At 49.5% G+C, this 21,553-nt stretch carries 21 protein-coding genes; 13 read left to right on the forward strand and 8 right to left on the reverse strand.

The genetic code is table 11. The annotated features are described in order from the left end of the window. Nucleotides 1-318: 318 nt before the first annotated feature. The 7 genes from GJJ30_RS02785 to GJJ30_RS02815 all read right to left on the reverse strand — a co-directional run bounded on the left by GJJ30_RS02785 (nucleotide 319) and on the right by GJJ30_RS02815 (nucleotide 5,735). The gene (locus tag GJJ30_RS02785) at nucleotides 319-603 is read right to left on the reverse strand and encodes a hypothetical protein (protein WP_154172905.1); all 285 of its coding nucleotides are present in this window, start codon (nucleotides 601-603) and stop codon (nucleotides 319-321) included. A 143-nt stretch (nucleotides 604-746) separates the two neighbouring features. Beyond that, nucleotides 747-2,525 (reverse strand): NRDE family protein, encoded by a 1,779-nt coding sequence (locus GJJ30_RS02790; RefSeq protein WP_154172907.1) that lies wholly within the window; start codon nucleotides 2,523-2,525, stop codon nucleotides 747-749. Next, nucleotides 2,513-3,019, reverse strand: a complete 507-nt coding sequence (locus GJJ30_RS02795) for a DinB family protein (RefSeq protein ID WP_154172909.1) — start codon at nucleotides 3,017-3,019, stop codon at nucleotides 2,513-2,515. Before GJJ30_RS02795 ends, GJJ30_RS02790 begins: the two co-directional genes overlap by 13 nt. Before the next feature lie 57 nt (nucleotides 3,020-3,076). Continuing rightward, a complete protein-coding gene (locus GJJ30_RS02800) occupies nucleotides 3,077-3,475 on the reverse strand; it encodes a DoxX family protein (protein WP_154172912.1) in 399 nt (132 codons plus the stop codon). Next, nucleotides 3,472-3,888, reverse strand: a complete 417-nt coding sequence (locus GJJ30_RS02805) for a YHS domain-containing (seleno)protein (RefSeq protein WP_229312915.1) — start codon at nucleotides 3,886-3,888, stop codon at nucleotides 3,472-3,474. Before GJJ30_RS02805 ends, GJJ30_RS02800 begins: the two co-directional genes overlap by 4 nt. A gap of 40 nt (nucleotides 3,889-3,928) precedes the next feature. After that, the gene (locus GJJ30_RS02810; RefSeq protein WP_154172916.1) at nucleotides 3,929-4,396 is read right to left on the reverse strand and encodes a YHS domain-containing (seleno)protein; all 468 of its coding nucleotides are present in this window, start codon (nucleotides 4,394-4,396) and stop codon (nucleotides 3,929-3,931) included. Nucleotides 4,397-4,448: 52 nt separating this feature from the next. After that, a complete protein-coding gene (locus GJJ30_RS02815; protein WP_154172918.1) occupies nucleotides 4,449-5,735 on the reverse strand; it encodes a spondin domain-containing protein in 1,287 nt (428 codons plus the stop codon). 139 nt (nucleotides 5,736-5,874) lie between these two features. Between GJJ30_RS02815 and GJJ30_RS02820 the strand changes: the two genes are divergently transcribed. Next, complete coding sequence (locus GJJ30_RS02820; protein ID WP_229312917.1) at nucleotides 5,875-6,579, forward strand: response regulator; 705 nt, start codon at nucleotides 5,875-5,877, stop codon at nucleotides 6,577-6,579. Further along, on the forward strand, nucleotides 6,580-8,049 hold the full coding sequence (locus GJJ30_RS02825; protein WP_154172922.1) for a HAMP domain-containing sensor histidine kinase: 1,470 nt from the start codon (nucleotides 6,580-6,582) through the stop codon (nucleotides 8,047-8,049). 272 nt (nucleotides 8,050-8,321) lie between these two features. Here GJJ30_RS02825 and GJJ30_RS02830 read toward each other — a convergent pair whose 3' ends face one another. Continuing rightward, nucleotides 8,322-10,280 carry a right-handed parallel beta-helix repeat-containing protein gene (locus GJJ30_RS02830; protein ID WP_154172924.1) on the reverse strand — a complete coding sequence of 653 codons (1,959 nt, stop codon included), beginning with the start codon at nucleotides 10,278-10,280 and terminating at the stop codon, nucleotides 8,322-8,324. 359 nt (nucleotides 10,281-10,639) lie between these two features. On the opposite strand from GJJ30_RS02830, the gene GJJ30_RS32265 reads away from it, so the two are divergent. The 11 genes from GJJ30_RS32265 (at nucleotide 10,640) to GJJ30_RS02880 (ending at nucleotide 21,435) form a co-directional block, all read left to right on the forward strand. After that, complete coding sequence (locus GJJ30_RS32265) at nucleotides 10,640-11,902, forward strand: tetratricopeptide repeat protein (RefSeq protein WP_229312919.1); 1,263 nt, start codon at nucleotides 10,640-10,642, stop codon at nucleotides 11,900-11,902. Further along, a complete protein-coding gene (locus GJJ30_RS32270) occupies nucleotides 11,860-13,152 on the forward strand; it encodes a sensor histidine kinase (RefSeq protein ID WP_229312921.1) in 1,293 nt (430 codons plus the stop codon). Before GJJ30_RS32265 ends, GJJ30_RS32270 begins: the two co-directional genes overlap by 43 nt. A 362-nt stretch (nucleotides 13,153-13,514) precedes the next feature. Next, nucleotides 13,515-15,500 (forward strand): sigma 54-interacting response regulator, encoded by a 1,986-nt coding sequence (locus tag GJJ30_RS02840; protein ID WP_154172926.1) that lies wholly within the window; start codon nucleotides 13,515-13,517, stop codon nucleotides 15,498-15,500. Between the two features lie 135 nt (nucleotides 15,501-15,635). Continuing rightward, nucleotides 15,636-16,226, forward strand: coding sequence for a Crp/Fnr family transcriptional regulator (locus GJJ30_RS02845; RefSeq protein WP_154172928.1), 591 nt, complete (start codon nucleotides 15,636-15,638; stop codon nucleotides 16,224-16,226). A gap of 75 nt (nucleotides 16,227-16,301) precedes the next feature. Continuing rightward, nucleotides 16,302-16,889, forward strand: a complete 588-nt coding sequence (locus GJJ30_RS02850) for an NAD(P)H-dependent oxidoreductase (protein WP_154172930.1) — start codon at nucleotides 16,302-16,304, stop codon at nucleotides 16,887-16,889. Nucleotides 16,890-16,950: 61 nt separating this feature from the next. Next, on the forward strand, nucleotides 16,951-17,175 hold the full coding sequence (locus GJJ30_RS02855; protein ID WP_154172932.1) for a 2TM domain-containing protein: 225 nt from the start codon (nucleotides 16,951-16,953) through the stop codon (nucleotides 17,173-17,175). A gap of 12 nt (nucleotides 17,176-17,187) precedes the next feature. Beyond that, a complete protein-coding gene (locus tag GJJ30_RS02860) occupies nucleotides 17,188-17,757 on the forward strand; it encodes a cupin domain-containing protein (protein WP_229312923.1) in 570 nt (189 codons plus the stop codon). A 17-nt stretch (nucleotides 17,758-17,774) separates the two neighbouring features. Then, nucleotides 17,775-18,344 carry a carboxymuconolactone decarboxylase family protein gene (locus tag GJJ30_RS02865; protein ID WP_154172934.1) on the forward strand — a complete coding sequence of 190 codons (570 nt, stop codon included), beginning with the start codon at nucleotides 17,775-17,777 and terminating at the stop codon, nucleotides 18,342-18,344. A 328-nt stretch (nucleotides 18,345-18,672) separates the two neighbouring features. Beyond that, nucleotides 18,673-19,500: an alpha/beta fold hydrolase gene (locus GJJ30_RS02870; protein WP_154172936.1), complete on the forward strand. Its 828-nt coding sequence runs from the start codon at nucleotides 18,673-18,675 to the stop codon at nucleotides 19,498-19,500. Nucleotides 19,501-19,667: 167 nt separating this feature from the next. Further along, entirely contained in the window at nucleotides 19,668-20,552 is an 885-nt protein-coding gene (locus GJJ30_RS02875) for an antibiotic biosynthesis monooxygenase (RefSeq protein WP_205880521.1), read from the forward strand. Nucleotides 20,553-20,607: 55 nt separating this feature from the next. Then, a complete protein-coding gene (locus GJJ30_RS02880; protein ID WP_154172940.1) occupies nucleotides 20,608-21,435 on the forward strand; it encodes a DJ-1/PfpI/YhbO family deglycase/protease in 828 nt (275 codons plus the stop codon). The last annotated feature ends 118 nt before the right edge of the window (nucleotides 21,436-21,553 follow it).

Here is a 21,553-nt window from a genome sequence, read left to right on the forward strand (position 1 = left end):
GTAAATTCATAGTACCTATTCCTTCATCTAAGAATATGGAGCTTTTTTGTGAGACGATTAGCTATTAACAACTGGCAACTTCGGTTAATAACATACGAACGGCTCAATTTGACCTGCGTCACGATGGTAGGGCTAATGATCAGACCGAAAATAGGTCTGATCATTTTGTCGAAAGTCGATATAAAGCTTCGGATACTGTAAATAGAATCAGCGATGAGCCCCGGGTTCCTGACGAATCGATAGGTATACAAACCAGCAGGCTCGGTTTAAAAACCGAGCCTGCTTTATTTACCGCTATTTGACTAACTCACTGATTTCCTACTGATGCAATGGCTCAGTGATTGAAACCGGGTTCGCTTCGGCTTTATAAAGTCTTGCCTGATAACCGTCACTTAGACCGACAGCTATCCATAAAATATCGCCTACAGTGAACTCTACACCGGAGAAAAAACCATATTCGGGTGTTCGAAACAGATTCTCGCCGTGAGGTATTAGCCGAAACCACTCTTGGTCACCCCTCTCATTAAATTCATGCGTAGCGACATATTGCAAGACATCCCCTCGTGTAAGGGTCGGAATGGGATTGTTTACTTGGCTAGCCATAACTGTATTATTTAAAGAAATTATTTATCTATATAACGAAATGGGAGCATCAAAACGTTCAAAAAGTGTATAAAAATGGGTGACATTTTCAGATATGATTTAGCTGATGGTCATCATACGGCTCCAGTGGTTTTCAGGATTTGTCATAGGTTATTTAGTAAATTAAGATGCCTGCGATGCGCCCGTATGATCTGATGTCCTTCCTGCCAGGTCATCAGTCGCTGTCGGCCACTTTGTCTATTGCTCATGCTAATCTGAGCGGCAAGCTGCCAGTGTCGGACGATTTCTTTCCAGGCGAAAAAAAGCGAATGCCCCGGATCATACATATGCGTGGGCTCACTGCCGGTGCCGTTTAATTCGATGATGGTGAAATTCTTACCGGCTTCCAGTTCCTCCCAGCTTTTAAAACGAATGTCCAGTCGGCCGAAAAAAAAGCCCGGGATTTGCCGACAAATGTGATCGATGGTTGCCGTTAATTCCGGCGTACTGCGGTTTGTCAGATCGGTGAATTTGGCACCCCGGCTGTGATTGCCATACGGAACAAGAGTAAGGGTTTCACCCGCCCTCGGTATGCTCTGTAACTGGTTGCCGTAGGCCCTGACTAATGCCGGAAGTTGCAACACGGCGCGTTGATTTTCCAGTAAGAGCGTTAGCAACGTGCTTTGGCCATCACCCGTCACCCGTAAAAATTCTTTTCCGACAATCCCCGAAATGTGCCCGGTACCTGCATCCGGAAAGCGGTAATAGAAGATGCCAACTTCATTTTCGTAGTCAATGTATGACTGCAAAAGAAAATCCACTTGGCTGGCAAGGCGATAGGTTTCCAGCTCTTGGGGAGTTCTCAGGAGTTTTACCTGCCTGCCGCGTTCCCCGATATCCGGTTTGGCGATCAGCGGAAAGTCCATCGATTGCTCCGCAAGCAGCTTACCAATGGAACTGGAAGCCAAACCCGCCGGGCAAAGCACCGTTTTCGGATACGAACCCGGCGGGAGCAACGGATAGATATCGCTTTTACGCTCATGAATAAAGCCCGAATAGGCGATGCCGGGATTGGCCGCACTGAAAAACAGCAGCGACCGGGCCCGCAAACTCAGCCAAAGCCACAGCGGCACGAGCGGCAGGTACAGGCACTCAATCGGCCAGTATTCCCAATCGCGCAGGCGGATAAAAAACCTTCGGGCTCGCCAGTAAAAGCGGCTAAAATCGGGTACGGCCGGGTTTATTGGTTCGGACACCCGGGGCGTTACGTCGGAACCCAGGTCGTGGTAGTGAATAGTGGCCCGACCGTGGGTAGGTAGCTCCAGGGACGTTATACTCACTGTGCTTATGTTGGGATGACTGCGGGCCGGGCTGGTTTCATACCTAAGTTCGGGAGAAAGGTGGAAGGTCAGCACAACCGATGACGTTAGCCGAGGTCTCCGCGACAGCCAGTTTTCCAGGAGCGTTTCGCGTTCCTTTTGGACAGAAGCTTTATAAAGTGTCGACGACGACCAGATATGTGCCCGGTCCAGGTCCAGCTGGCGGATGTGTTTTCGATTCCCATCCCAGGTGCAGTGCAGCAGGTTTCCACAAGCCAGCAGGATAAGGGTAAATGGTTCGATGCCTTCCAGATCGATCGTGCGAAAAGAAGCTAAAGGCTCTTCCGACCCGGTAATGTCAAGCATAATCTGCCCCCGGCTTTTGCGGTACTGCGGTTTGCGAACATGGTTTTGAGAACCCCCATTCAGCAAAACCGCAGCGGAATGTCTATCCCGGAGGACGATCCAGGTGCCGCCCGCCAGGGAATCTTTGGGATAAAGAAGGTTCCGATTCCCTGTCTGGTGCGCAGCGGGAGGCAATGCCTTTGGACGGTCCTTGTGCTCGTCGCGGCTGGAGGTGATCAGCACACCGTTGCCGGTGGGAATATAAGTTACGGTGCACATTGGGCCTGGCGGTATTGGATGGTAGAACCGGCAATGCCAAAATGATCCGGCAGCCGAATATCCGTCAGTACCTGAATTCCGATTTTGAGAAGCGCCATGTGATGCACCGCATGTTCAAGATTGTACAGCAATTCCCTCTCGTAGTTGGTCTTGATCAGATGAGTGATATCCGACGACCGTATTTTATAGGTCAGTTGCAGCACCTTGTTTTCCGGTTGAAGCCCGGTCACAATTTGCTGCAGTCGCAAAACGGCGTAGTCACGCCCGGTTTCCAGCTCTTTCTCGCGTTTTCGGGCATCATAATCCACCAACCCCGTTTGGTATCCCACCTCCAGCTCCTGATAGAATTCAACAACGTGCCGCACGTGTTCGCCGAGCGAAACACCTGACAACACCGCCAATCGGGCCGTATAGTGGGTCTCTTTCAGCACGGAAAGCACATCGGCAATCTGTTCGAGCACGGCGGTTACCGATTCGATGATCTGTCTGTTCATGGTAGACGTATTGGGGCGGTTAGTAAAAACCGTGCCTCGAACGGCACGGTTTGATTTTCATGGTTTTTGCGTATGGAGGCCTGAGAGAATATCCCGTTGCTGATAGGCGAGGGTCAGACAACTGCCCAGCACCAGCAACGCGTAGATGAACAATTGACCCGAATCATCCTGTACCACGATACCCAGCCGGAAAATGTGCATGAATACCGCCCCGGTCATGACACCGATACCAATTAATGCACCGTAAGCGGTCGTTCGGGGAAAGAGGATGAGCACGGAAGCAATCAGCTCGAAAATACCGACCAGAATGCGGCCCCACGGCTCCATCCCCACTTTTGAAAAAATGTAAACAGATTCCGGGGCAGCGGTAAACTTGAAATACAGCGTTTGCAGCATGATACCGGCAGCTACCACCCGGAGTAGCCAGAGCCAGGTATCGTTTGGCTTGGTCGTCATTTTTCCTTATCCTTAATCAATGGCCACTGTTCGTCCGCTTTTTTAATCAGCTCTTCCCGATTCTTCGACCAGTTGTTCTGCACTTTTTTATTGTAGTTGAAATAGAGCTTGTCATCGACGATCGTCCAGGTGTCGGTGTCGGTGGGCGCTTTATGCCCCTGGGAAGTGCCATAAGCGCAGTAGCCGCCGTATTGTGGTACGTATTTGTCTGGGTTAGCCTTAAATGCTTCCAGGTTCGCGCGGCTGGCAAAGAGCCAGTCAGAACCTTTGTAGGCATACGTGAGGCTGTCGGCACCGTCCACGGGCTTCGCTTCTTTAAAAAACGCCACCACGTCGTATCCCTTAATGGCCTTGCCATCGGGAGCAAATATTTCGGATTGCTGGGCGCGCGCGGTCAATGTAGCGAGGGTCATTGCCAACGCAAAAAGGAATTGGTTCATAAAAATGGGGAGATTAGGGGATGAATTTGGTCCAGTTCTTATCCGCCTGGGCTTTCAAACGGGCTTCATCCTGGTTCCAGGTGTTGAGGGTATTTTTGAAATATTTGTTGTAAAAAAGGTAGAGCTTGCCATCCAGCACCTTGAACGTCTCCGGGTCGACTTCCACTTTTTCTCCTTTCTTACCCATCGCATAAGCACACCAGCCGCCAAATTGTGGTTCATAGCGCATGGGATTCCGGGTAAATTCGTCGCGGTTTGCCCGTGACGAGAACTGATAGGTTACCCCGTTGTAGGAGGTCACTAAATCCTTTTTTCCTTCTACGGCCTGATGCATGGTAAAATAGGCCACCGGGTCGTAGCCCTGGATCGCCAGACCGGAGCTTTCGAGGTTATACTGTTTTTTGCGTATTTCCGTCGTCTGGGCAAAGCTGGTGCCTGCCGACAGGATAATGCAATAGAGGATTGCGATCTGTTTTTTCATTAAATGGGTAGTTTAAACAATGGCCCGCAGACGGACGCTGCCAAGTTGCCGGTTATTGTAAGGTGACTTTAATGATACTGCCGATGGCCGGTAGCGTCGTGAATGGGTTGGGATTAGGCACCGGCGCGATGGCTTTGCTTTCGGTGAGTGGTGTTCCGGCCAAGTTGAATTGCGTGATCCCGGCCCCCGGGAACTGGTCAAGCGCAGTGCCGTTGTCGTATAAGGCGATGGATCCCGAAACATCGCCGGTGGCGGTGCCATCGAGGTCGTTACCGCTGGTGGCGAAAAACCAGTCGTTCGAAAAACCGTACATGGTCGCGATTGCAATGCGGTCTCCCGGTGCAAGCATCAGCGGCTGCGTAACTTTACCACCCATATTGCCGCCGATCTTTGGCAGGAGGACAGTGCTGGTCGGTTCTTTCAATACGTATACATTCTTAATGCCCGGTTTATTCTTCAATGCAGCCGCCAGTATATCAGCATTGCCTTTCTGGGCGAGGTCTTTCAAGCCTTCTCCCCGGTCGTTTTCGCCGGGTTTGTAAAATGGATTTTCAGCGCCGTTATAAACTACCACCAGCACCGGAGACAGCGGGGTGAAAATGCCCGTCTGGGCGGTAAGCAAGGCGCTCAACGGTCCATTATCCCCGGCTTCGGCAATACGGGTTAACGCTTCGGTGGTCGCTTTTCCATTGGAATAAACCGGTTCGGGCAAGAGCAGATTTCCGCCAGCTACGTATGAAATAGCCCACACGCCGGGGCTGAATGGCGTTTCATTCGCCGTACCGCCCGATTGGTTTTTGAGGGTTATCGTAAACATCGAATTACCGTCATAGACGAGCGATACGCCCATCAATTGGGAAGCGGGTAAGAATGTATGCCCGTAGTCGTCGGTTCCTTTCACTTCTTTGATGCTCTTCGGGGTAGCTTCGGCGGTGCCCGGATGCACGAGCGCCATGCCGGGTGTGGCGTTTACCCGCGTGCCATTATCCCAAAGTTTGATCTGGGCCGAAACATCACCGGTCAGGGGTGTTCCGTCGTCGCCGTACAATTTGATGCCCGGATTTTCGGGAGCAAAAAACAAGTCATTGCTCCATCCGTACATCGTAGCGAAGGTAAGGCGCTGGTTTTTTGCGGCCGAGAAAGAGAAGGATACAGACTGCCCCGGAAGGATTACGGGTGGCATTCCGGGCCCCTTGAAGGTGCCCGATTCTACCAGCGGTTTACTGTCGAGCACATTCTCGATGGTAATGCTTTTAGCCATCGTTTGCGGTTGATGGTCATTGATGCAGGAGCTTACTAGTAGGGCTGTAAGGGAAAGCCCGAGCAGTGATTTAATCATCTGTGGTGATGTTTAGCCTATTTGATGGATGCAAAGCAAAAAACACGATATCCCACAGCCGTTACGGAATTATAACAAAAGTATCACGGTGGCACTCCGAGCGGTTTTATTTATAAACTTTGCAGAAAATCAGTGGGTAATGGATATAAAAAACGTATTGATCATTGAAGATGACAACCCGATCACCGAACTGCTGACCCTCCATCTTGCGGATCTCGGCTGCAAGGTTGTCAGCGAAAAAAACGGACTGACCGGTCTGTCACGTACGATGGAATCGGCATTTGACCTGGTGATCCTGGACGTGATGCTTCCGGGGCTGAACGGTATGGAAGTGTGCCGGAAGATCCGGCAAAACGACCGCCAAACACCCATCCTCATGCTAACGGCGAGGTCGGAGGAGATCGACAAAGTAATGGGTCTGGAAACCGGCGCTGACGATTATCTGACCAAGCCGTTCAGCGTCCGCGAATTCATCGCCCGCGTGCGTGTTATTTTCCGCCGGAGTGAAGAAAAAGCCCGGTACAGTACCCCGCTGGCCCCCCAGATCAGCATCGCCGGGCTGGAAATCGACGTTGACAAACGAAAAGTCCTGCTTAACGGCGAGCGCATCGAGCTTTCCCCCCGCGAATTCGACCTGATCGTCCTGCTGGCATCCAATCCGGGCCGAAGTTACAGCCGCAAACAACTGCTGAGCCTGGTATGGGGGTATGATTTTGAGGGCTATGAGCATACGGTCAATACGCATATTAACCGGCTGCGAGGAAAAATTGAGGCCGACGCGGCCAACCCGTCATTTGTATTAACCACCTGGGGCATCGGCTACCGGTTTAACGAAGATCTTTAAATGTCTGTAAAAACCATCCGGGGAAATCTGCTTTTCTGGAAAATCAGCGCCGTTTTTGCAAGTCTCTTGCTGGTGCTGGCCCTGGTATTCGTCCTGATCGGCTCGCGGTTTTCCAAATCGTACTATATGACCGCCCACCAGCAGTTATATGGCGATATTGCCGGTCACCTGGCCACCATCACCCAACCCATTAAGAATGGCCGCCCCGATACCACCGTCACGCACGACATTATCCATTCGACCATGGTGGCCAATCCAAGCGTTGAGGTATATCTGCTCGACACACTTGGCAATATCACCGATTACGTCGTACCTCAGGCCACGGTGCAAATGGCGAAGGTCGATATGGGCAAAGTTAGGGAGTGGCTTGCTTCGGATATCGGCAAGCGGCCGCTCGGCGATAATCCCAAGCGTCCGGGTGAGGAAAGTATTTTTTCCGTAGCGCCCGTGGTTGAGAATGGCAAAGTCGCGGGCTACGTATACGCGGTATTGGCCAGCGAGAAACAGAAAGAAATTCTTGGTGCGCTCAATGAAGACCTGAATTTCCGGCTGGCACTCTATATATTTTTTGCAGCCTTACTGGGCGCGTTCGTCGTAGGAGTCGTTACATTCTTCCTCATTACCGACAGTCTGTGCAGCATTGCCGGCGTATTCAAGAAGTTTCAGGACGGTGATTATGGCGCGCGCATCAGTGGATTTGCCAAAGGTAATCTTGGGGTCCTCACCGCCACATTCAACGAAATGGCCGATGTGATCGTCGACAATATTGAAAAGGTCACCGTTACCGATCGCCTTCGCCAGGAGCTGATTGCCAACGTTTCTCACGACCTACGGACGCCCCTTTCGATCATGCAGGGTTATACGGAAACCCTGCTGATCAAAGGCGACACGTTATCCCGGGCGGAAGCAGATCGGTACCTCACGATTGTCCACGAAGGCACAATAAAGCTTTCGGGGTTGGTCGACCAACTCTTCCAGTATGCAAAACTTGAAGCAAATGTCGTGACACCTCAAAAAGAGTTTTTCCCACTCAGCGAGCTGGTTTCCGATATTGCGAGTGCCTATCAACTGAAAGCCCAGGAACGGAAAATAGCGTTGACACTAGCCATTCCCGGCGGTCTCCCCGCCGTGCTCGCCGACATCGGACTAACCGAAAGGATTTTCCAGAACCTGCTCGACAATGCATTTAAATTCACGCCGGAAGGCGGGCAGATTTCGATTACTTTGACACCCACTGGTGAAGGCGTGTCAGTCCGGGTGGCCGACTCTGGGGTGGGGATTGCCAGGGAATTCCAGGAGCAAATTTTTGAGCGCTATAAGCAGGCCGATCTGCTTGGATCGAAGGAGAAAGGCACAGGGTTAGGGCTTGCGATAGTCCGTAAAATCCTGGAACTGCACCAAAGCTCCATTCGGGTTTTCAGTGAAAAAGGCACCGGTGCCGTCTTTGAGTTCGAGCTATGGGCGGTTTAAATTACTGATGATTACTCTTTTAGCTTGACTAGAGAGGTAGCTGGCCCGGCTACGGGTAATAACAGACAAACCCTGTATGACCAGGGGAAATGAACTGAAATAGTCATTCACGGATGAGGTCGAATTATTTCAAAAAACTACTTTGGAACTGACATTTTGAACCAAACAGGCAGGTTATATACCTAGAGATAAGGGCGGGTTCAGAAAGGAATTATAGCCCTTCCGAGCGTAACCGGTATCGGATAGTGGTGATACACTAAGGCAATACCGGATCAGCGGTAGAACTCCTGCCCCTGATCGAGGCCGCGTACTCCGTAGATTACAGGAGGACTACCTACTTCGAGTGCCCCCAAATCCGGCGCTTTTCCGGTGAAGTTATCATTTACGTTAGCAATAAAAACGCCTGCATCAACCGCTTTCCCGTTGGGATTGAGTTTGAAATTTAGATCTACCGCGTGATAAACAGGACCCGGCATATTACCCAATGGCGAACCTGCCTTTGCTTGAAACGGTTTTTGAAGATCCTCAAACACATCATAATCGACCGTTATCCCATGGGCTTCCAAACCACTTGCTTTGGTAAGACTCGTCAATGTCTTAAATCCGGCCTGTTCCCCAGTGGGTGACAACCAACTAAATTGATTTTCAGGACTTTCAGGGCCTTTATTTGGCCGATATCCATTATAATCAGCCACTGAATAGGCTGTGGTAAAGGGGAAAGCAGCCACGCTCACCGGCCCGTCTGTCCCAAGAATTAAATTATTCCGGTAGTTTGAGTTAGGGTATTTGGAACCGGCGTTGCTTTCCGTAATGAACGTGTTATGATAAGCAGTGAGACCCGGCACTCCTCCGTGAATTTTAAGCGCCCCGCCCAGAGGTACATTATAGAGGATGTTCCTAATGTAGTAGGCAGGGCCACCAAATACGGGTTGAGCACTTATGCCATTCTCGGCAGCGTTCACTCCCCGATTCCGCATGATGCGAATATTGTGTACACCACCGTCCGCTTCAATAAAGTCATCGACCATCAGGTGTAAATCGTTGTTGTAAATATCGATCGAAACCGCTTTTAGCGCCTGTTCTTTCTCCGGGGTGCCATACGTTGAGATACCGATGCCATCGTGGAAGAATGCAATGGAATTATGAGCAATGACATGCCCGGGACCATACACCTTGATACCGTAGTAAGAATCCAGTAGATGCGTCCCGTAAGGAATTAGGCCCTCCCGGTGAGCAGACCAGCCATACAACCGATAACGATCATCACGGCCAAGAAGGACGTTATCCTGAATCAGAAAGTTTTTTGAACCGGCATATTCGGTCACAACCCCCTCACCGACATTCTCAAAACGACAGTTCCGTATGGTCAAATCACTTGCTCCGGCCAGATGCTTCCGGCCGGCATCGAAAACTCTGCCGGCATTTCGAAAGGTAAGCCCCTGAAAAATATGATGTTCGGTGGCCATGACATTAAATAGAATGGCGGCTCCTGCTCCATCAAAAATAACCTCTCCATCCCCGGCGGCTTCAATGACAATCGGACGCTCCGCAGTGCCTTTGGCCGTGAAAAAATACGTACCGTCGAAGGGAATATTATGCCAATCCGGATAGTTAAGAAGAACCCCCTGATAGAGTCCACCGTGTATTTTAATAATATCTCCAGGCTGCACCACATCCTCAGCAACCACATTCCAATCCCCCTTTGTGTTTTCGGAACCGCCGTAAGCCGAAACCAGACCCGGGTAATTCGGCTTTTCTTTCTCACCGGTATAATACTGGGAATAGACATGCCGTACCCTTCCTCCCCGGGCAGCCTTAGGCTCGGTGCGGGTGGCAACGTTGATGACTTTAACCGCTTCCCCTTTGACCCCATCTGGGTCTTCTAATGTAAAGCGAGCCTCATATCGGGTACTGGGTTTAACGTCCAAAATACTTCCGGCAAACATAGGAGGTGTTGTGTAATCAATTCCCGCCCTTTCAATATGTTCCCCCCCAATCCTGAGGAGTGGCATTCCCTTTATCCATTCGTTGTCCGATCCCGCGATTCGATATTCGACCTTTACGGTGGCATTGCGGTTATCGTCACCAGCGATGTACCATTCAAACCCCAAATTTTCAAGTGTTGGGGGTTCAACAATAAATTTTTGGCCCTGAACCTTGTTTTGGGCTGGTGAAAGATGCGGGAGAAGAAAGAGTAGGACGACAAATCCAGCGATCAGGTTCTTTAACATGCTTCCTTTAAAGGGGATTTTTTTACGCCCTCCCTTCGAAAATAATACTTTTGCATTATTTTATTTTAGGTAGTCCTAAACTTGTAATGATTAGATTGTAATTATTTTTTTGGCTACCCCAAAGTATCCCGACTGCGGCAAATTATTAATCATCTTTACTTTTCAGGACTACCTTGTCTTTTTTGGGCCGACTTTCTGACCCTAGGTTTGTTGTTTTTCAACCAAAGAGAAGGTTTGGAAAGGTAAGTAACCATGACTGGTCAGTTAAGATTCGGCATTTCTTAACAAGTTGTCCTTACGTCAATTAGTAGTAAGTTAGTAATCAATATGTAGACGGATTTTATCAATTAACCAAAATCGTGCAAATCACTATTAGCTGTCTGCTTATGTTAATAAAAAGATTGCGCTATTTGCTGCTCATGGCAGGCCTTGTCTTCATTACCTCCGTCTCTGCTCAATCGCGAAAGGAAGAACGTGCCTCAAACACCCCTCCCTACAGCGATGTAGCAAAGCAGCGATTGTTGATCCGGATTACCGCCCATTATATCCACACAATCAGCCAGGGGCAGATCGATATGGACAGCGCTGTGCGTATCCCGTGCAAGCTGTATGGGCTGAGTCCGCTCCTGGTTTACAACGAAGGATATAGCGATGGAAAACCATCCGCAGCATCCAGCTTGCTGGATGCCGGGAAAGTGGAAACAGCCAGAGCATTGCTTACCAGGCTGCGCGACGAAGCCCGACTGCGGTTATTGATCGAACTTGGCAGCTACCTGGTTTTTAGACCTGGCACGGCCAAAGCCGATCTTCAGGAAGCTTCGAAATACATCAACGAAGCAATCGAGATCAGTACGAATAAAGCGAATCAATGGAAAATTGAGGGCCTTACCTTGCAGGCATTCCTTTTGGAGCAATCCGGTTTAACGGAAGAAAGTCAGGAAAAATTTGCTCAGGTTGTGACGCTGGCCGGGCAAACCGAAAATAGAAAGGCGCTGGCTCAAGCTTTGTTAAATGCCGGACGATCCTATCATTACGGCCATCCGACCCGGCTTTCAAACTTTGAAAAAGCACTTTCTATTTTTCAAACACTTCAGGCCCGGGAAAAAGAAATTGAAACCCTATCGGAGATCATCATTGAACATTTTGCTTTTAAACGCTTCAAGGTTGCCGAACAACTTATTCGCAAGACACTTGACCTGGAGACCCGCATAAATTTCCATCATCGGCAATATGCTTATGATGCTCTGGCATACCTGGCATTCCGAAAAGCGGCTTACACCAATTCCATCTTTTACTCCAACAAAAGCCTGTCAAGCCTGGCGTCAAAAGCCGATTCGGTTTTCATTGGTCTCTTCTATACGCGTCAAGCCAACGCGTATATCCACCTGCAGAAATTCGATGAGGGATTGAGTTGGCTTACCAAAGCTCTGGAGAATCAATCGGCTGAAACACGATTGTATTGGTACAAGGCCTTTCTGACCAAAACCCAGGTGCTCAGCAATATGAACCGAGGAGCTGAAGCGTTGCCCTTACTCAAGGAAACGGGAAGTCGATACCCCCCATTTCGCTGTTTGAAAAGATGTATTTTTCGGTTTCTTTGGGGGAAGCGTATCAAAATCTGAAACAATTTCACCGCGCAGAAATCCACTACAACGCCTTTTTAACGATGGCGGAGAAGGTTCCACCTGAATACATTTATACCGAATTTCCGTATTCTTTTGCCCGGATTTCAAACTTTTACCGGATTATCGGTAAAACAAAAAGAGCGAGAGAACTCCTTGCTCATGTAAAAGACAATACGATCGATGCCGTAATAGGAAAAACGTGGTATTACGAAAACCTCTTTCGAATTGATTCAACCGAAAAGCGGTATCTGGATGCCATCAAAGACCTTCAGTTAAGCATCGTCTATCAGGACACAGCGTTCAGTAACGAGCAACGAAAAAACGCCGATGAATTGCTGGTGAAATATGAGGCTGAAAAAAAAGACAAAAATATTGAATTGCTCAACAGCCAAAACCAGTTGCAGCGTATCCAGGCTGAGCAGGCAACTAAAACAAAAAATATTACCCTGGGCGGGCTGGCGCTTCTGCTCATCATTATCGGATTGTTATTCAACCAATACCTTATCAAACAAAGAAGCAATCGTGAACTTGAGATAAACCAACGGGAGCTGGAGGCTAATCAACGGGAGCTGGATCAAAAAAATAGTCATTTAGAAACCCTGAATGCTGAGCAGAATAAATTGCTCAAAGAAAAAGAATGGCTGATCAAGGAGGTACACCACCGGGTCAAGAATAATCTTCAGATGGTCACCAGTCTGCTACACTCACAATCCGCTTATCTGAAAGACGATGCGGCTGTGCAGGCGGTCCGGGATAGCCTTCGGCGGATGCAGGCCATGGCCCTGATTCATCAGAAGCTGTATCAGGATGAAAATACATCGACCATCTTCATGCCGGAATACATCCATGAACTGGTGCGCTACCTTCACGAAAGCTTTAAGACGGGCAACCGGATCGTTTTTAAACAAATGATTGAACCGCTGGAACTGGATGTTACGCAGGCAATCCCGCTGGGGCTGATCATTAATGAGAGTATTGTGAATGCCATCAAGTATGCCTTTCTGAATGAACAGGAGGGTATTGTGCGCATTCGCCTGCAACGCGACGGGGCGACTCATTTGTTACTCGACATATCGGATAATGGGATTGGCTTGCCAGCGGAACTTGACTTGCGCGAGCTTAACTCGCTGGGACTTGAATTGATCCAGGGTTTAGCCAGGCAATTGAATGGCAGCTTTACGATTGAAAATAACCACGGTGTGCATATATTGATCCGCTTTAGAGCGTCGCTCGATCCGCTGCTCTAAACCTCAACCGGAAGTTAGACCGAGCCTGATCGACCGGAAAAAGCCGCTCAAAGGAGTTGACATCGCGCTCCTGACAACGCTGCCAGCTCAAGCTCCGACTATTCCGGAATTTAGGATCGTTAACTCCGATAATTTCGGACTGCCGCGCCCGTATCATTTTTCAGTGCCGACTAATAAAAACAACAAACATCTGATTTTTAATCAGTTATGTAATTAAATTTTGTTGTTTTAAATTTTGTCAGTAAATGGCATGTAATTGGGTATTGGATTTAGTAAGCCGCTGGTAACCGGAGCCGGTTTAGCATGTCGAATCAGTATACCTCAGTCAAAGCCTTGCTTCAAGCGTATTGGAACCAATTAGTATGGAAGACATCAAGGTGCTCATTGTGGAGGATGAATTCCTGGTCGCCAATGATCTGCGGGTCATTTTGAAGCAGGCGGGCTATCGGGTGACCGGTATTGCGGCAACCTTCGAAGAAGCTAATGAGAGTCTGCAAAAGCAAACGCCTGATCTTGTCCTGCTGGATATCCGGCTGAAGGGTAAGTTATCGGGTATCGATTTCGCCCGGAAGCTACGGACTGAAAATATTGCCTTTATTTATCTGTCGGCCAATTCAAGCCAAACCGTCTTGGAGGAAGCCAAATCAACAGACCCGTATGGGTTTCTGGTCAAGCCATTCCGGGAAAAAGATCTGCTGGTGACGCTGGATATTGCCTGGTATCGCCACCGGCATAGTCAGGAATCCAACCTGCGGCAGGAAAAGCTGTTGCAAAAACAGCTGGCAGAAATCAATCTTGAAACCGCCGGGGCGGAACAAAGGTTGCTGAAGATGGCCCGGGTCATCCAACCGTACATACCCTTTGATTTTATTGCCGCTGGCCCCAGGCCGTTCACCGACGGGCCATTCCGGGATATCGGTTATTTACGCGTCGGATTTGATGAATACCAGTTCATTGGGGCCAAAGAATTACAAACCATCACCGGTCTGGACCGAGACGCCCTTGCCGGACGAGTGAAAAACAGCGATTGTGATGCGACCATTTATTCGGATGGCCTACCCAAACAGAAGCCCGGCGCTTATTCGCTGCAGAAGACCTTATTTGATTCGTTGAAGCTTCAGTCTTATATCGTGTTTCCTGCCACAACGGGAAATGAGCAACCGGTTCGTTATTTTTTTTACAGTCGTAAACCGGATGTCTATACCCCTGGTCATATTGCCTTATTAAATCGGTTGAAAACGTATTTGAATCCCGTCGTTGAAAAGAAGGCTTATCATAAAATTTTGTCAATTCCGACGGAAAATAGGTACGGTTTTGCCACGGAGCAAAACAGTGGCGGGGCGAAATCTCCGGGCCTCCATTCGGGATTCCATCGGGGATTCAATAACATTATTGGAAGTCATCATCTTTTACTGGCCTCACTGGATCTGGCGTCGCAGGTAGCTCCTTACAGCACGTCGGTTTTAATCCTCGGAGAAAGCGGAACCGGGAAAGAAAAAGTGGCGCAGTTTATCCACTCACTTTCTCCCCGGGAAAGCGGACCGTTCATCAAGGTCAATTGCGCGGCCATTCCGGCCACATTGATCGAATCGGAGTTGTTCGGCCATGAAAAAGGGGCTTTTACCGGGGCAACGGAACGACGAAAAGGGCGGTTTGAGCAGGCGGATGGAGGAACCATTTTTCTGGACGAGATCGGCGAATTGCCGCTGGACATGCAGGTTAAATTATTGCGGGTTTTACAGGAAAAGGAAATCGAATATGTCGGCAGCAGTTCCCCCCTTAAAGTGAATGTGCGCATTGTTGCGGCCACCAACCGAAACCTGGAAAAAGAAGTTGCCAACGGTACCTTCCGGCTGGATCTGTATTATCGTCTGAATGTTTTTCCGATTACATTACCCCCGCTGCGCGAGCGAAAAAGTGATATTGAAGCCCTGGCGGTCTATTTTGCCAACAAGTTTTGTCAGGAATTCCATAAGCCTTTTACCGGTATTGCGGCATCCATGATGGAAGAAATGGACGCGTATCATTGGCCGGGAAATATCCGGGAACTCGAAAATGTCCTGGAGCAGTCGGTTATTCTCAATGACGGGCAATCTAAACTGGAATTAAAGCGGAGTCTGACCGGTACCACGGCGGAAGTATCCGGTAAAACAACCATCGAAACGTTCGAGGATGTCAAGTATGTGCAACGGGAAACCGAAAGAGACTATATCCTATCCATTCTCAAACGAACCAACGGGCGGATTCGGGGCACCAATGGGGCTGCGGAATTACTAAACATGAAACCGACGACCCTGGAATCAAAAATGGCGAAGCTGGGCATTAAAAAAGAGTTTTTCACGAATTGACCCGGCGATTTACAGAATGGTCGATAAAGAATGCCAGAAATAGTACCTCAAAGGCGGATACTGATCTCGTCGGTCAACAGCGAGGTCCGGTTGGTGGAGCACCGTGTATAAACCGGTTTAAAAAACAAACGGAGAATGAAATCAGAAACCGAATTTTTCCTGAATTCGATTCGGCAGCGTTGTCCCTCCATTTCGGAATTTGAGCTTTCACAGTTCGCGTCAACGCTGACCTTTCTGGAATTAAAAAAGAAAGATTTCTTTCTGCAATCCGGTGAAACTCAAAAAGTACTTGGATTTATAACGAGCGGTTTAATTCGATCTTTTTTTGTGGATCCGGAAGGGAATGAACGAACGGTTGGCTTCTACGCGGAGGGAGATTATGCCACCCACTATCCGGCTTTTATTGCCCAGCAACCCAGTCGTTATTCGATCCAGTGCCTGGAACCGACGACCTTCCTGGGTCTTTCGTTTAACGACCTGCAATGGAACTACCAACAGTCACCAAACTTTGAAAAATATGGCCGGTTAATCGCCGAAGAAATCTTAAAAAGGCAGCAAGCCCGGATCGAGAGTTTTGTATTTCAAACGGCCGAAGAGCGTTATCTTGCTTTTATCAAACAGGATCCCACGTTATTCAACCGAATCTCCCTGTCCCACCTGTGCAGCTACCTGGGTATCGAACGACAAACCCTCACCCGGATTCGCCAGAAATTAGCGCATCACTAGTTTTTGACACAAAAGTGTCAGGTACGCCTTCTGGATTCAGTTCACCTTTGTACCATCAACTAACGATGAACAACAATGGCAAGGAACATAGTACTCATCCTGGGGCACCCATCGGAAAACTCCTTTTGCAATGCCCTGCTGGAGGCCTACCAAACCGGGGCAGAACAGGCCGGGGCCGTCTGCCAGACCATCACGATATCCAAACTGAATTTTGATGTCAACCTCGCGGACGGATACAGAACCGGAGAAGCACAACAACTTGAAGAGGATTTGATTCGATCACAGCACCTTCTGCAATGGGCCGACCATGTTGTGCTGGCTTATCCCAACTGGTGGGGTTTTATGCCGGCCATTACCAAAGGGTTTATCGACCGGCTTTTCCTGCCCGGTTTTGCCTTTAAACATCATTCCGGAAAACTATTTCCGGAGAAGCTCTTGCGGGGAAAAAGCATGCGGTTGCTGGTCACGATGGATACCCCCAAATGGTGGTTTTATCTGATTTATCGAGCCTCACAATACCAGATTCTGAAAGATATCGTGTTTGGCTACGTCGGTTTTGATCCCATCCGGTTTTCCACCTTTGGGTTTATGCGGAAATCGACCGACCACCAACGGACAGCCTGGCTTAGCCAGGTAGAAAAATTAGGCCAGCAGTTTAAATAAGGCCGATGAGCGGTGCTTATTGGCCGACAGACGCACTATCAATTCCTTCAAATCAATTGCTATGACCAACCAAGTCAACTGGGGCACCCGTGCCCCGATCAACCCTAAAAGAGGGTTCCGAATTCACCTGCTGGTTTTCCTGCTGGTAACGCCCGCTATCTGGCTCGTCTGGTACCTCACCGACCGGACCTATCCGTGGCCGCTGTGGACGACCCTTGCCTGGGCAGTTGGGGTGCTGTTCCATTACCTCGGTGTGTTTGTTTTCAAAAAATCAGAAAACCGCTAAAAAACAACAGATATGAGTCTGCAACCCAAACCATTCCGACGCATCGTGACGGGTCATGATGCCGACGGAAAAGCCATCATCGTGTCCGATGCCCCGCCCGTCCGCTCGCAATTGATCGGCGGCCCCGGTGGCCCAACTTTCTTCGAAGTATGGCATACGCTGGAAACACCGGCTTTTATTCATTCTCAACCTGACGATACGGACGAGAGCGGATTGGTATTGCCCCCGCCGAAGAACGGAACGCGCATCCGGGTGATTGAATTCCCGCCGGAAGGCGAAGAAATCCGGAAACTTACCGGAGCCGATGCGGCCGCCAAATTCAAGTCGATGGGCGACGAAAAAGCGTCGACCTCCGCAGCCGGGGCCCCGCACCCCCTCATGCACCGGACGCAAACCGTCGACTACGGCATCGTGCTGGAAGGGGAAATAACCATGATTTTGGACAAAGGTGAGACGACCATTCGGCCGGGCGATATCGTCATCCAAAGTGGGACCAATCATGCCTGGGCGAATCGCTCCAATGACATCTGCCGAATGGCCTTTGTGCTGATCGACGGTCAATTTACCAACGATACTCTTTAATGCTAAAAAACTAAATCATGCGTCTTCAACCCTTACCCCCCGATGCGCTTAGTCCGGAACTCCGCTATGTCCATGACGAGATTGCCAGCCTGATTGGCAACAGTCAGAGCCAGGTAACGATGATCGATGCTCAGGGAGCACTGCTGGGGCCTTTCCCACCCATGTTGCATTACCCTCAATTTGGTATACCGGCCCTGAGCTTTATCCGAACCCTGGATCAGCACGCTACGCTCGACAAACGAGTCCGGGAAGTCGCCATCCTTACCGTAGGAAGTGCCTTCGGTGCCCGCTTCGAGCTGTACGCCCACGAGATCATGGCCGAAACATTTGGGCTATCTGCCAATGGTGTTGCAGCACTAGCTGCTGGTGTACAGCCCGCTGATTTAAGCGAGCCTGAAACCATTGCGTATATAATTACCCGTTCGCTGGTTTCGGGGCAAATTGTACCCGGTTCAACGTACCGACAAGCTGTCAATCTGCTGGGGCAGGATGGGGTTGCGGAACTCTTCTTTCTGGTAGGCAGCTATTGCCTGATTGCCATGATTCTGAATGGTTTCGACATGCCCGCGCCGGAAAACCGGGAATAAACCGTTTCCAACCTTCGTATTTTGATCAGGTAGTACAGGAATCGTATCTATCAATTCATGCGCACGGGTTAATCATTAATAAGCCGCTTTTCAAAGTCATTGACCGATCGTACCCGTTAAAAAATAATTCCGCTGCTGTTTTTTGACACATTTGTGTCAGGTAAACGTTCGAATTAGCGCCCACCTTTGCCGTGTCAGATTTACACCAGATTCTTATCTGTTCTGACAGAATCCCTAAAAAACTGGCCCCCACAGGAAATTATAATTGCCCTGTCTGAGCCGGGTTTACGATGATTTTAATCCAACAATCAATTAACAATTAAAGAAAATGAAAACGACCGTTTCGCTGCTGTTATCAACAGCCGTTGCTCTTTCGGCACTTGCCTCATGCGGTAAAAATGATGAAGTTCCTGCCGCCAATCCACAGACCTATGTGCTGGTTCATGGAGCCTGGCAAGCTCCCTATGTGTGGAATGCCGTCCGTTCCGACCTGATTAAAAAAGGTAACCAGGTCGTTGTAGTCGAGTTGCCCGGTCATGGCACTGAAAAAACTCCACTGCATACGCTTTCGCTGGATGTCTACCGGGACAAGGTTATTGATGCTATGTCGAATGTGAATGGTAAAGTTATTCTGGTCGGGCATAGCATGGGTGGGATGGTGATCACCAATGTGGCCGAGAAAGTGCCCGCCAAAATCAGCAAGCTGGTTTACATCGGCGCTTTCCTTCCGGCGTCCGGGCAATCGCTCGAAGAGCTATCCCAACTTGACCCAGGTTCTAAATTAGGCCCTTCTCTGGTACTCTCAGCCGATCATTTGTCGCTGGATGTGAAAAAAGAGGATCTGACCAATCTCTTTATAAAAGATGGCACTCAGGCGGATAAAGATCTGGTAGTTAGCAACTACCGTGCTGAACCGTCTATTCCCTTTGGTAATAAGGTGACGCTGACAAAGGAGAATTTCGGTGCCGTAGATAAGGTATATATCAAGACCCTCCAGGACATCGTGATTTCTCCCGGTTTTCAGGATAGCATGATTGCGAAAGCTGGCATCAAAACAGTGTATACGGTCAACACAAGTCACTCCCCCTTCCTGGCTCAGCCGCAGGCAGTTTCTGAGCTGTTGCTCAAGATCGGACAAGAACAAACTTTAAAGTAAAACCGCAGGAACGGCCAATCATTGCCTTGGTTGGTCGTTCTTACGACTATTTAAAATTTAAAGTCATGGCAACTGAACTATCAGTCCTGTCGGAAAGAATCATGACCGTCTTTACCGCATTATTCCTCCTAGGTACAATGAATGTATGGGGAGAACCTGGTCATACAATGAGGAAGAAAATTTGGTTCGTGGCAACCAGCCATGATCAAAAAGGAAATACCGGAGAGTCCACCGGGTTTTACCTTTCGGAAGTATCCCACCCCTGGGATGAGTTGGTCAAAGCTGGTTACGAAATTGATTTTGTTAGCCCGAAAGGTGGCAAAGCACCGATTACCGGTTTTGACCTGAACGATCCTGTCAACAAGAAGTCTGGGGAGGATAAACGCTATCGCTCCAAAACCGATGAGTCGGTGGCGGTTCTAACCCGGTACGAAGTGAAAAAAGAATACCGGAACCTGTTCCGGAAAGCCATCCGCCGGTATGTCAAGCGGGCCAGGGCCCGGGAAACGAACATCATGGCCGAGGCATACCGGGAACAGGACCATTCATCTGTGCTATGGGTCGTGGAAAGATGGAGCAGCCAAAGCGATTTTAACCGGATGCGGGCGGGTTCCCGGTACAAACTGCTCCAACTCCTGGCCGGAAAAAAACTGAACCAGCCGACCCGGGAAATCGCGATCAAGGACCTGGAACCGGTTTCGAAGAGCGACTGGCGCCGGGTACCGGAAAAGCAGGATAAGCCCATTACGATCATGTTGTTTGTGGATAGTCAACCCGGTACGGAAGCCAATTTTAAAGCCGTGTACCATACGGCCATGCCGCAATTCCGGGCAGAACCCGGGGTGATCAATTACCAGCTTTCGCAGGTGGAAGGCGACAACGCCCGGTTTGTCACCTACGAAAAATTCAGAAATGAAGAAGCCTTTCAGTACCATCTGAATTTTCCACCGATTCAGCCGGTGATCGATTACCTGAACACCAGCATCAAACAGCAACCGTTTCAAACCGGCCTTCACCGGCTGATCGAATTTGCACCCATGAAACGGAAGTAAGAATACCCCTCCCAGTGTGAATTATCAACTTTAAAAACCATCAAAAAACACAACAATGAAAACGATCCATCAAATCATTCTGGCCAGTGCGGTAAGCCTGCTGACCGTCGTCCCGGCAGCCGCTCAGGTCCGTGTTAAAACGGCCTCCATCAGCGACCATGAGCTTTCGGTCTTGAACCAGTTGGCTTCCCCTTCGGCGGTGGTCAATATGCCGGTATCGCAGCTCTTGAACGCGCCGGGCAACGAGGCCCTTCGGTCTTTCTTTTTTACGCCCATCCAGGATTCAACGGTGTTGAAAGGAAAAAAAAATGCCGTGATTGCCGCCGACGGTTTTGAGGAAATTGAACTATTGGGGCCCGTCTGGTATTTCAAAAAGCTGGGGGCCACGGTCGAAATTGTGGCACCCAAATACGTCCCGGCACCGGAGCGCTACGGTCTGATGTATCCCGAACAGGCGAAAACCCACATCATGGCCATCCAGTATTTGCAGCCGGTAGGCTGGGTGAAATTCGACCGCACCGCCAACCAGGTTAAGGTGAGTGATTACGATGCGGTTTTCATTCCCGGCGGTGCCTGGAACCCCGATAACCTGCGAAACGACAAAGACGTCATTTCGTTTATCCGGGACTTCAACAAATCCGGGAAATTGATTGCCGCCATTTGCCACGCCCCCGTTGTGCTGGCTTCGGCCGACATTCTCAAGGGCAAAAAATTAACCGGCTACTGGAATATCCAGGTGGATCTGAAGAATGCCGGGGGGACGGTGCTGGAGCAGCCCGTGGTTACCGACGGCAACCTGATTAACAGCCGCCACCCGATCGACGTGGCCGATTTTTCAAGAGCCGTGGAAAGCTGGCTGGTGAAAAGTAACCTCCGGAATTAACGCTACAAATTGCCTTCTCCAATTCGGGCACTCATTCGAGTCCGAACATCCGGGAGGAGTTATCACAACTGCGGGCGGGCTTGTGGCACGGATCTGTTTTTCCGGAAAGAAGAAACAA

Origin of the sequence: Larkinella terrae, from assembly GCF_009668025.1 — a bacterium.
GTDB classification, from domain to species: domain Bacteria; phylum Bacteroidota; class Bacteroidia; order Cytophagales; family Spirosomataceae; genus Larkinella; species Larkinella terrae.

Bases quoted from the DNA above. Each gene is read 5' to 3' on its own strand.
- GJJ30_RS02785 (WP_154172905.1), bottom strand. From the start codon at position 603: ATGGCTAGCCAAGTAAACAATCCCATTCCGACCCTTACACGAGGGGAT.
- GJJ30_RS02790 (WP_154172907.1), bottom strand. From the start codon at position 2,525: ATGTGCACCGTAACTTATATTCCCACCGGCAACGGTGTGCTGATCACC.
- GJJ30_RS02795 (WP_154172909.1), bottom strand. From the start codon at position 3,019: ATGAACAGACAGATCATCGAATCGGTAACCGCCGTGCTCGAACAGATT.
- GJJ30_RS02800 (WP_154172912.1), bottom strand. From the start codon at position 3,475: ATGACGACCAAGCCAAACGATACCTGGCTCTGGCTACTCCGGGTGGTA.
- GJJ30_RS02805 (WP_229312915.1), bottom strand. From the start codon at position 3,888: ATGACCCTCGCTACATTGACCGCGCGCGCCCAGCAATCCGAAATATTT.
- GJJ30_RS02810 (WP_154172916.1), bottom strand. From the start codon at position 4,396: ATGAAAAAACAGATCGCAATCCTCTATTGCATTATCCTGTCGGCAGGC.
- GJJ30_RS02815 (WP_154172918.1), bottom strand. From the start codon at position 5,735: ATGATTAAATCACTGCTCGGGCTTTCCCTTACAGCCCTACTAGTAAGC.
- GJJ30_RS02820 (WP_229312917.1), top strand. From the start codon at position 5,875: ATGGATATAAAAAACGTATTGATCATTGAAGATGACAACCCGATCACC.
- GJJ30_RS02825 (WP_154172922.1), top strand. From the start codon at position 6,580: ATGTCTGTAAAAACCATCCGGGGAAATCTGCTTTTCTGGAAAATCAGC.
- GJJ30_RS02830 (WP_154172924.1), bottom strand. From the start codon at position 10,280: ATGTTAAAGAACCTGATCGCTGGATTTGTCGTCCTACTCTTTCTTCTC.
- GJJ30_RS32270 (WP_229312921.1), top strand. From the start codon at position 11,860: ATGTATTTTTCGGTTTCTTTGGGGGAAGCGTATCAAAATCTGAAACAA.
- GJJ30_RS02840 (WP_154172926.1), top strand. From the start codon at position 13,515: ATGGAAGACATCAAGGTGCTCATTGTGGAGGATGAATTCCTGGTCGCC.
- GJJ30_RS02845 (WP_154172928.1), top strand. From the start codon at position 15,636: ATGAAATCAGAAACCGAATTTTTCCTGAATTCGATTCGGCAGCGTTGT.
- GJJ30_RS02850 (WP_154172930.1), top strand. From the start codon at position 16,302: ATGGCAAGGAACATAGTACTCATCCTGGGGCACCCATCGGAAAACTCC.
- GJJ30_RS02855 (WP_154172932.1), top strand. From the start codon at position 16,951: ATGACCAACCAAGTCAACTGGGGCACCCGTGCCCCGATCAACCCTAAA.
- GJJ30_RS02860 (WP_229312923.1), top strand. From the start codon at position 17,188: ATGAGTCTGCAACCCAAACCATTCCGACGCATCGTGACGGGTCATGAT.
- GJJ30_RS02865 (WP_154172934.1), top strand. From the start codon at position 17,775: ATGCGTCTTCAACCCTTACCCCCCGATGCGCTTAGTCCGGAACTCCGC.
- GJJ30_RS02870 (WP_154172936.1), top strand. From the start codon at position 18,673: ATGAAAACGACCGTTTCGCTGCTGTTATCAACAGCCGTTGCTCTTTCG.
- GJJ30_RS02875 (WP_205880521.1), top strand. From the start codon at position 19,668: ATGAGGAAGAAAATTTGGTTCGTGGCAACCAGCCATGATCAAAAAGGA.
- GJJ30_RS02880 (WP_154172940.1), top strand. From the start codon at position 20,608: ATGAAAACGATCCATCAAATCATTCTGGCCAGTGCGGTAAGCCTGCTG.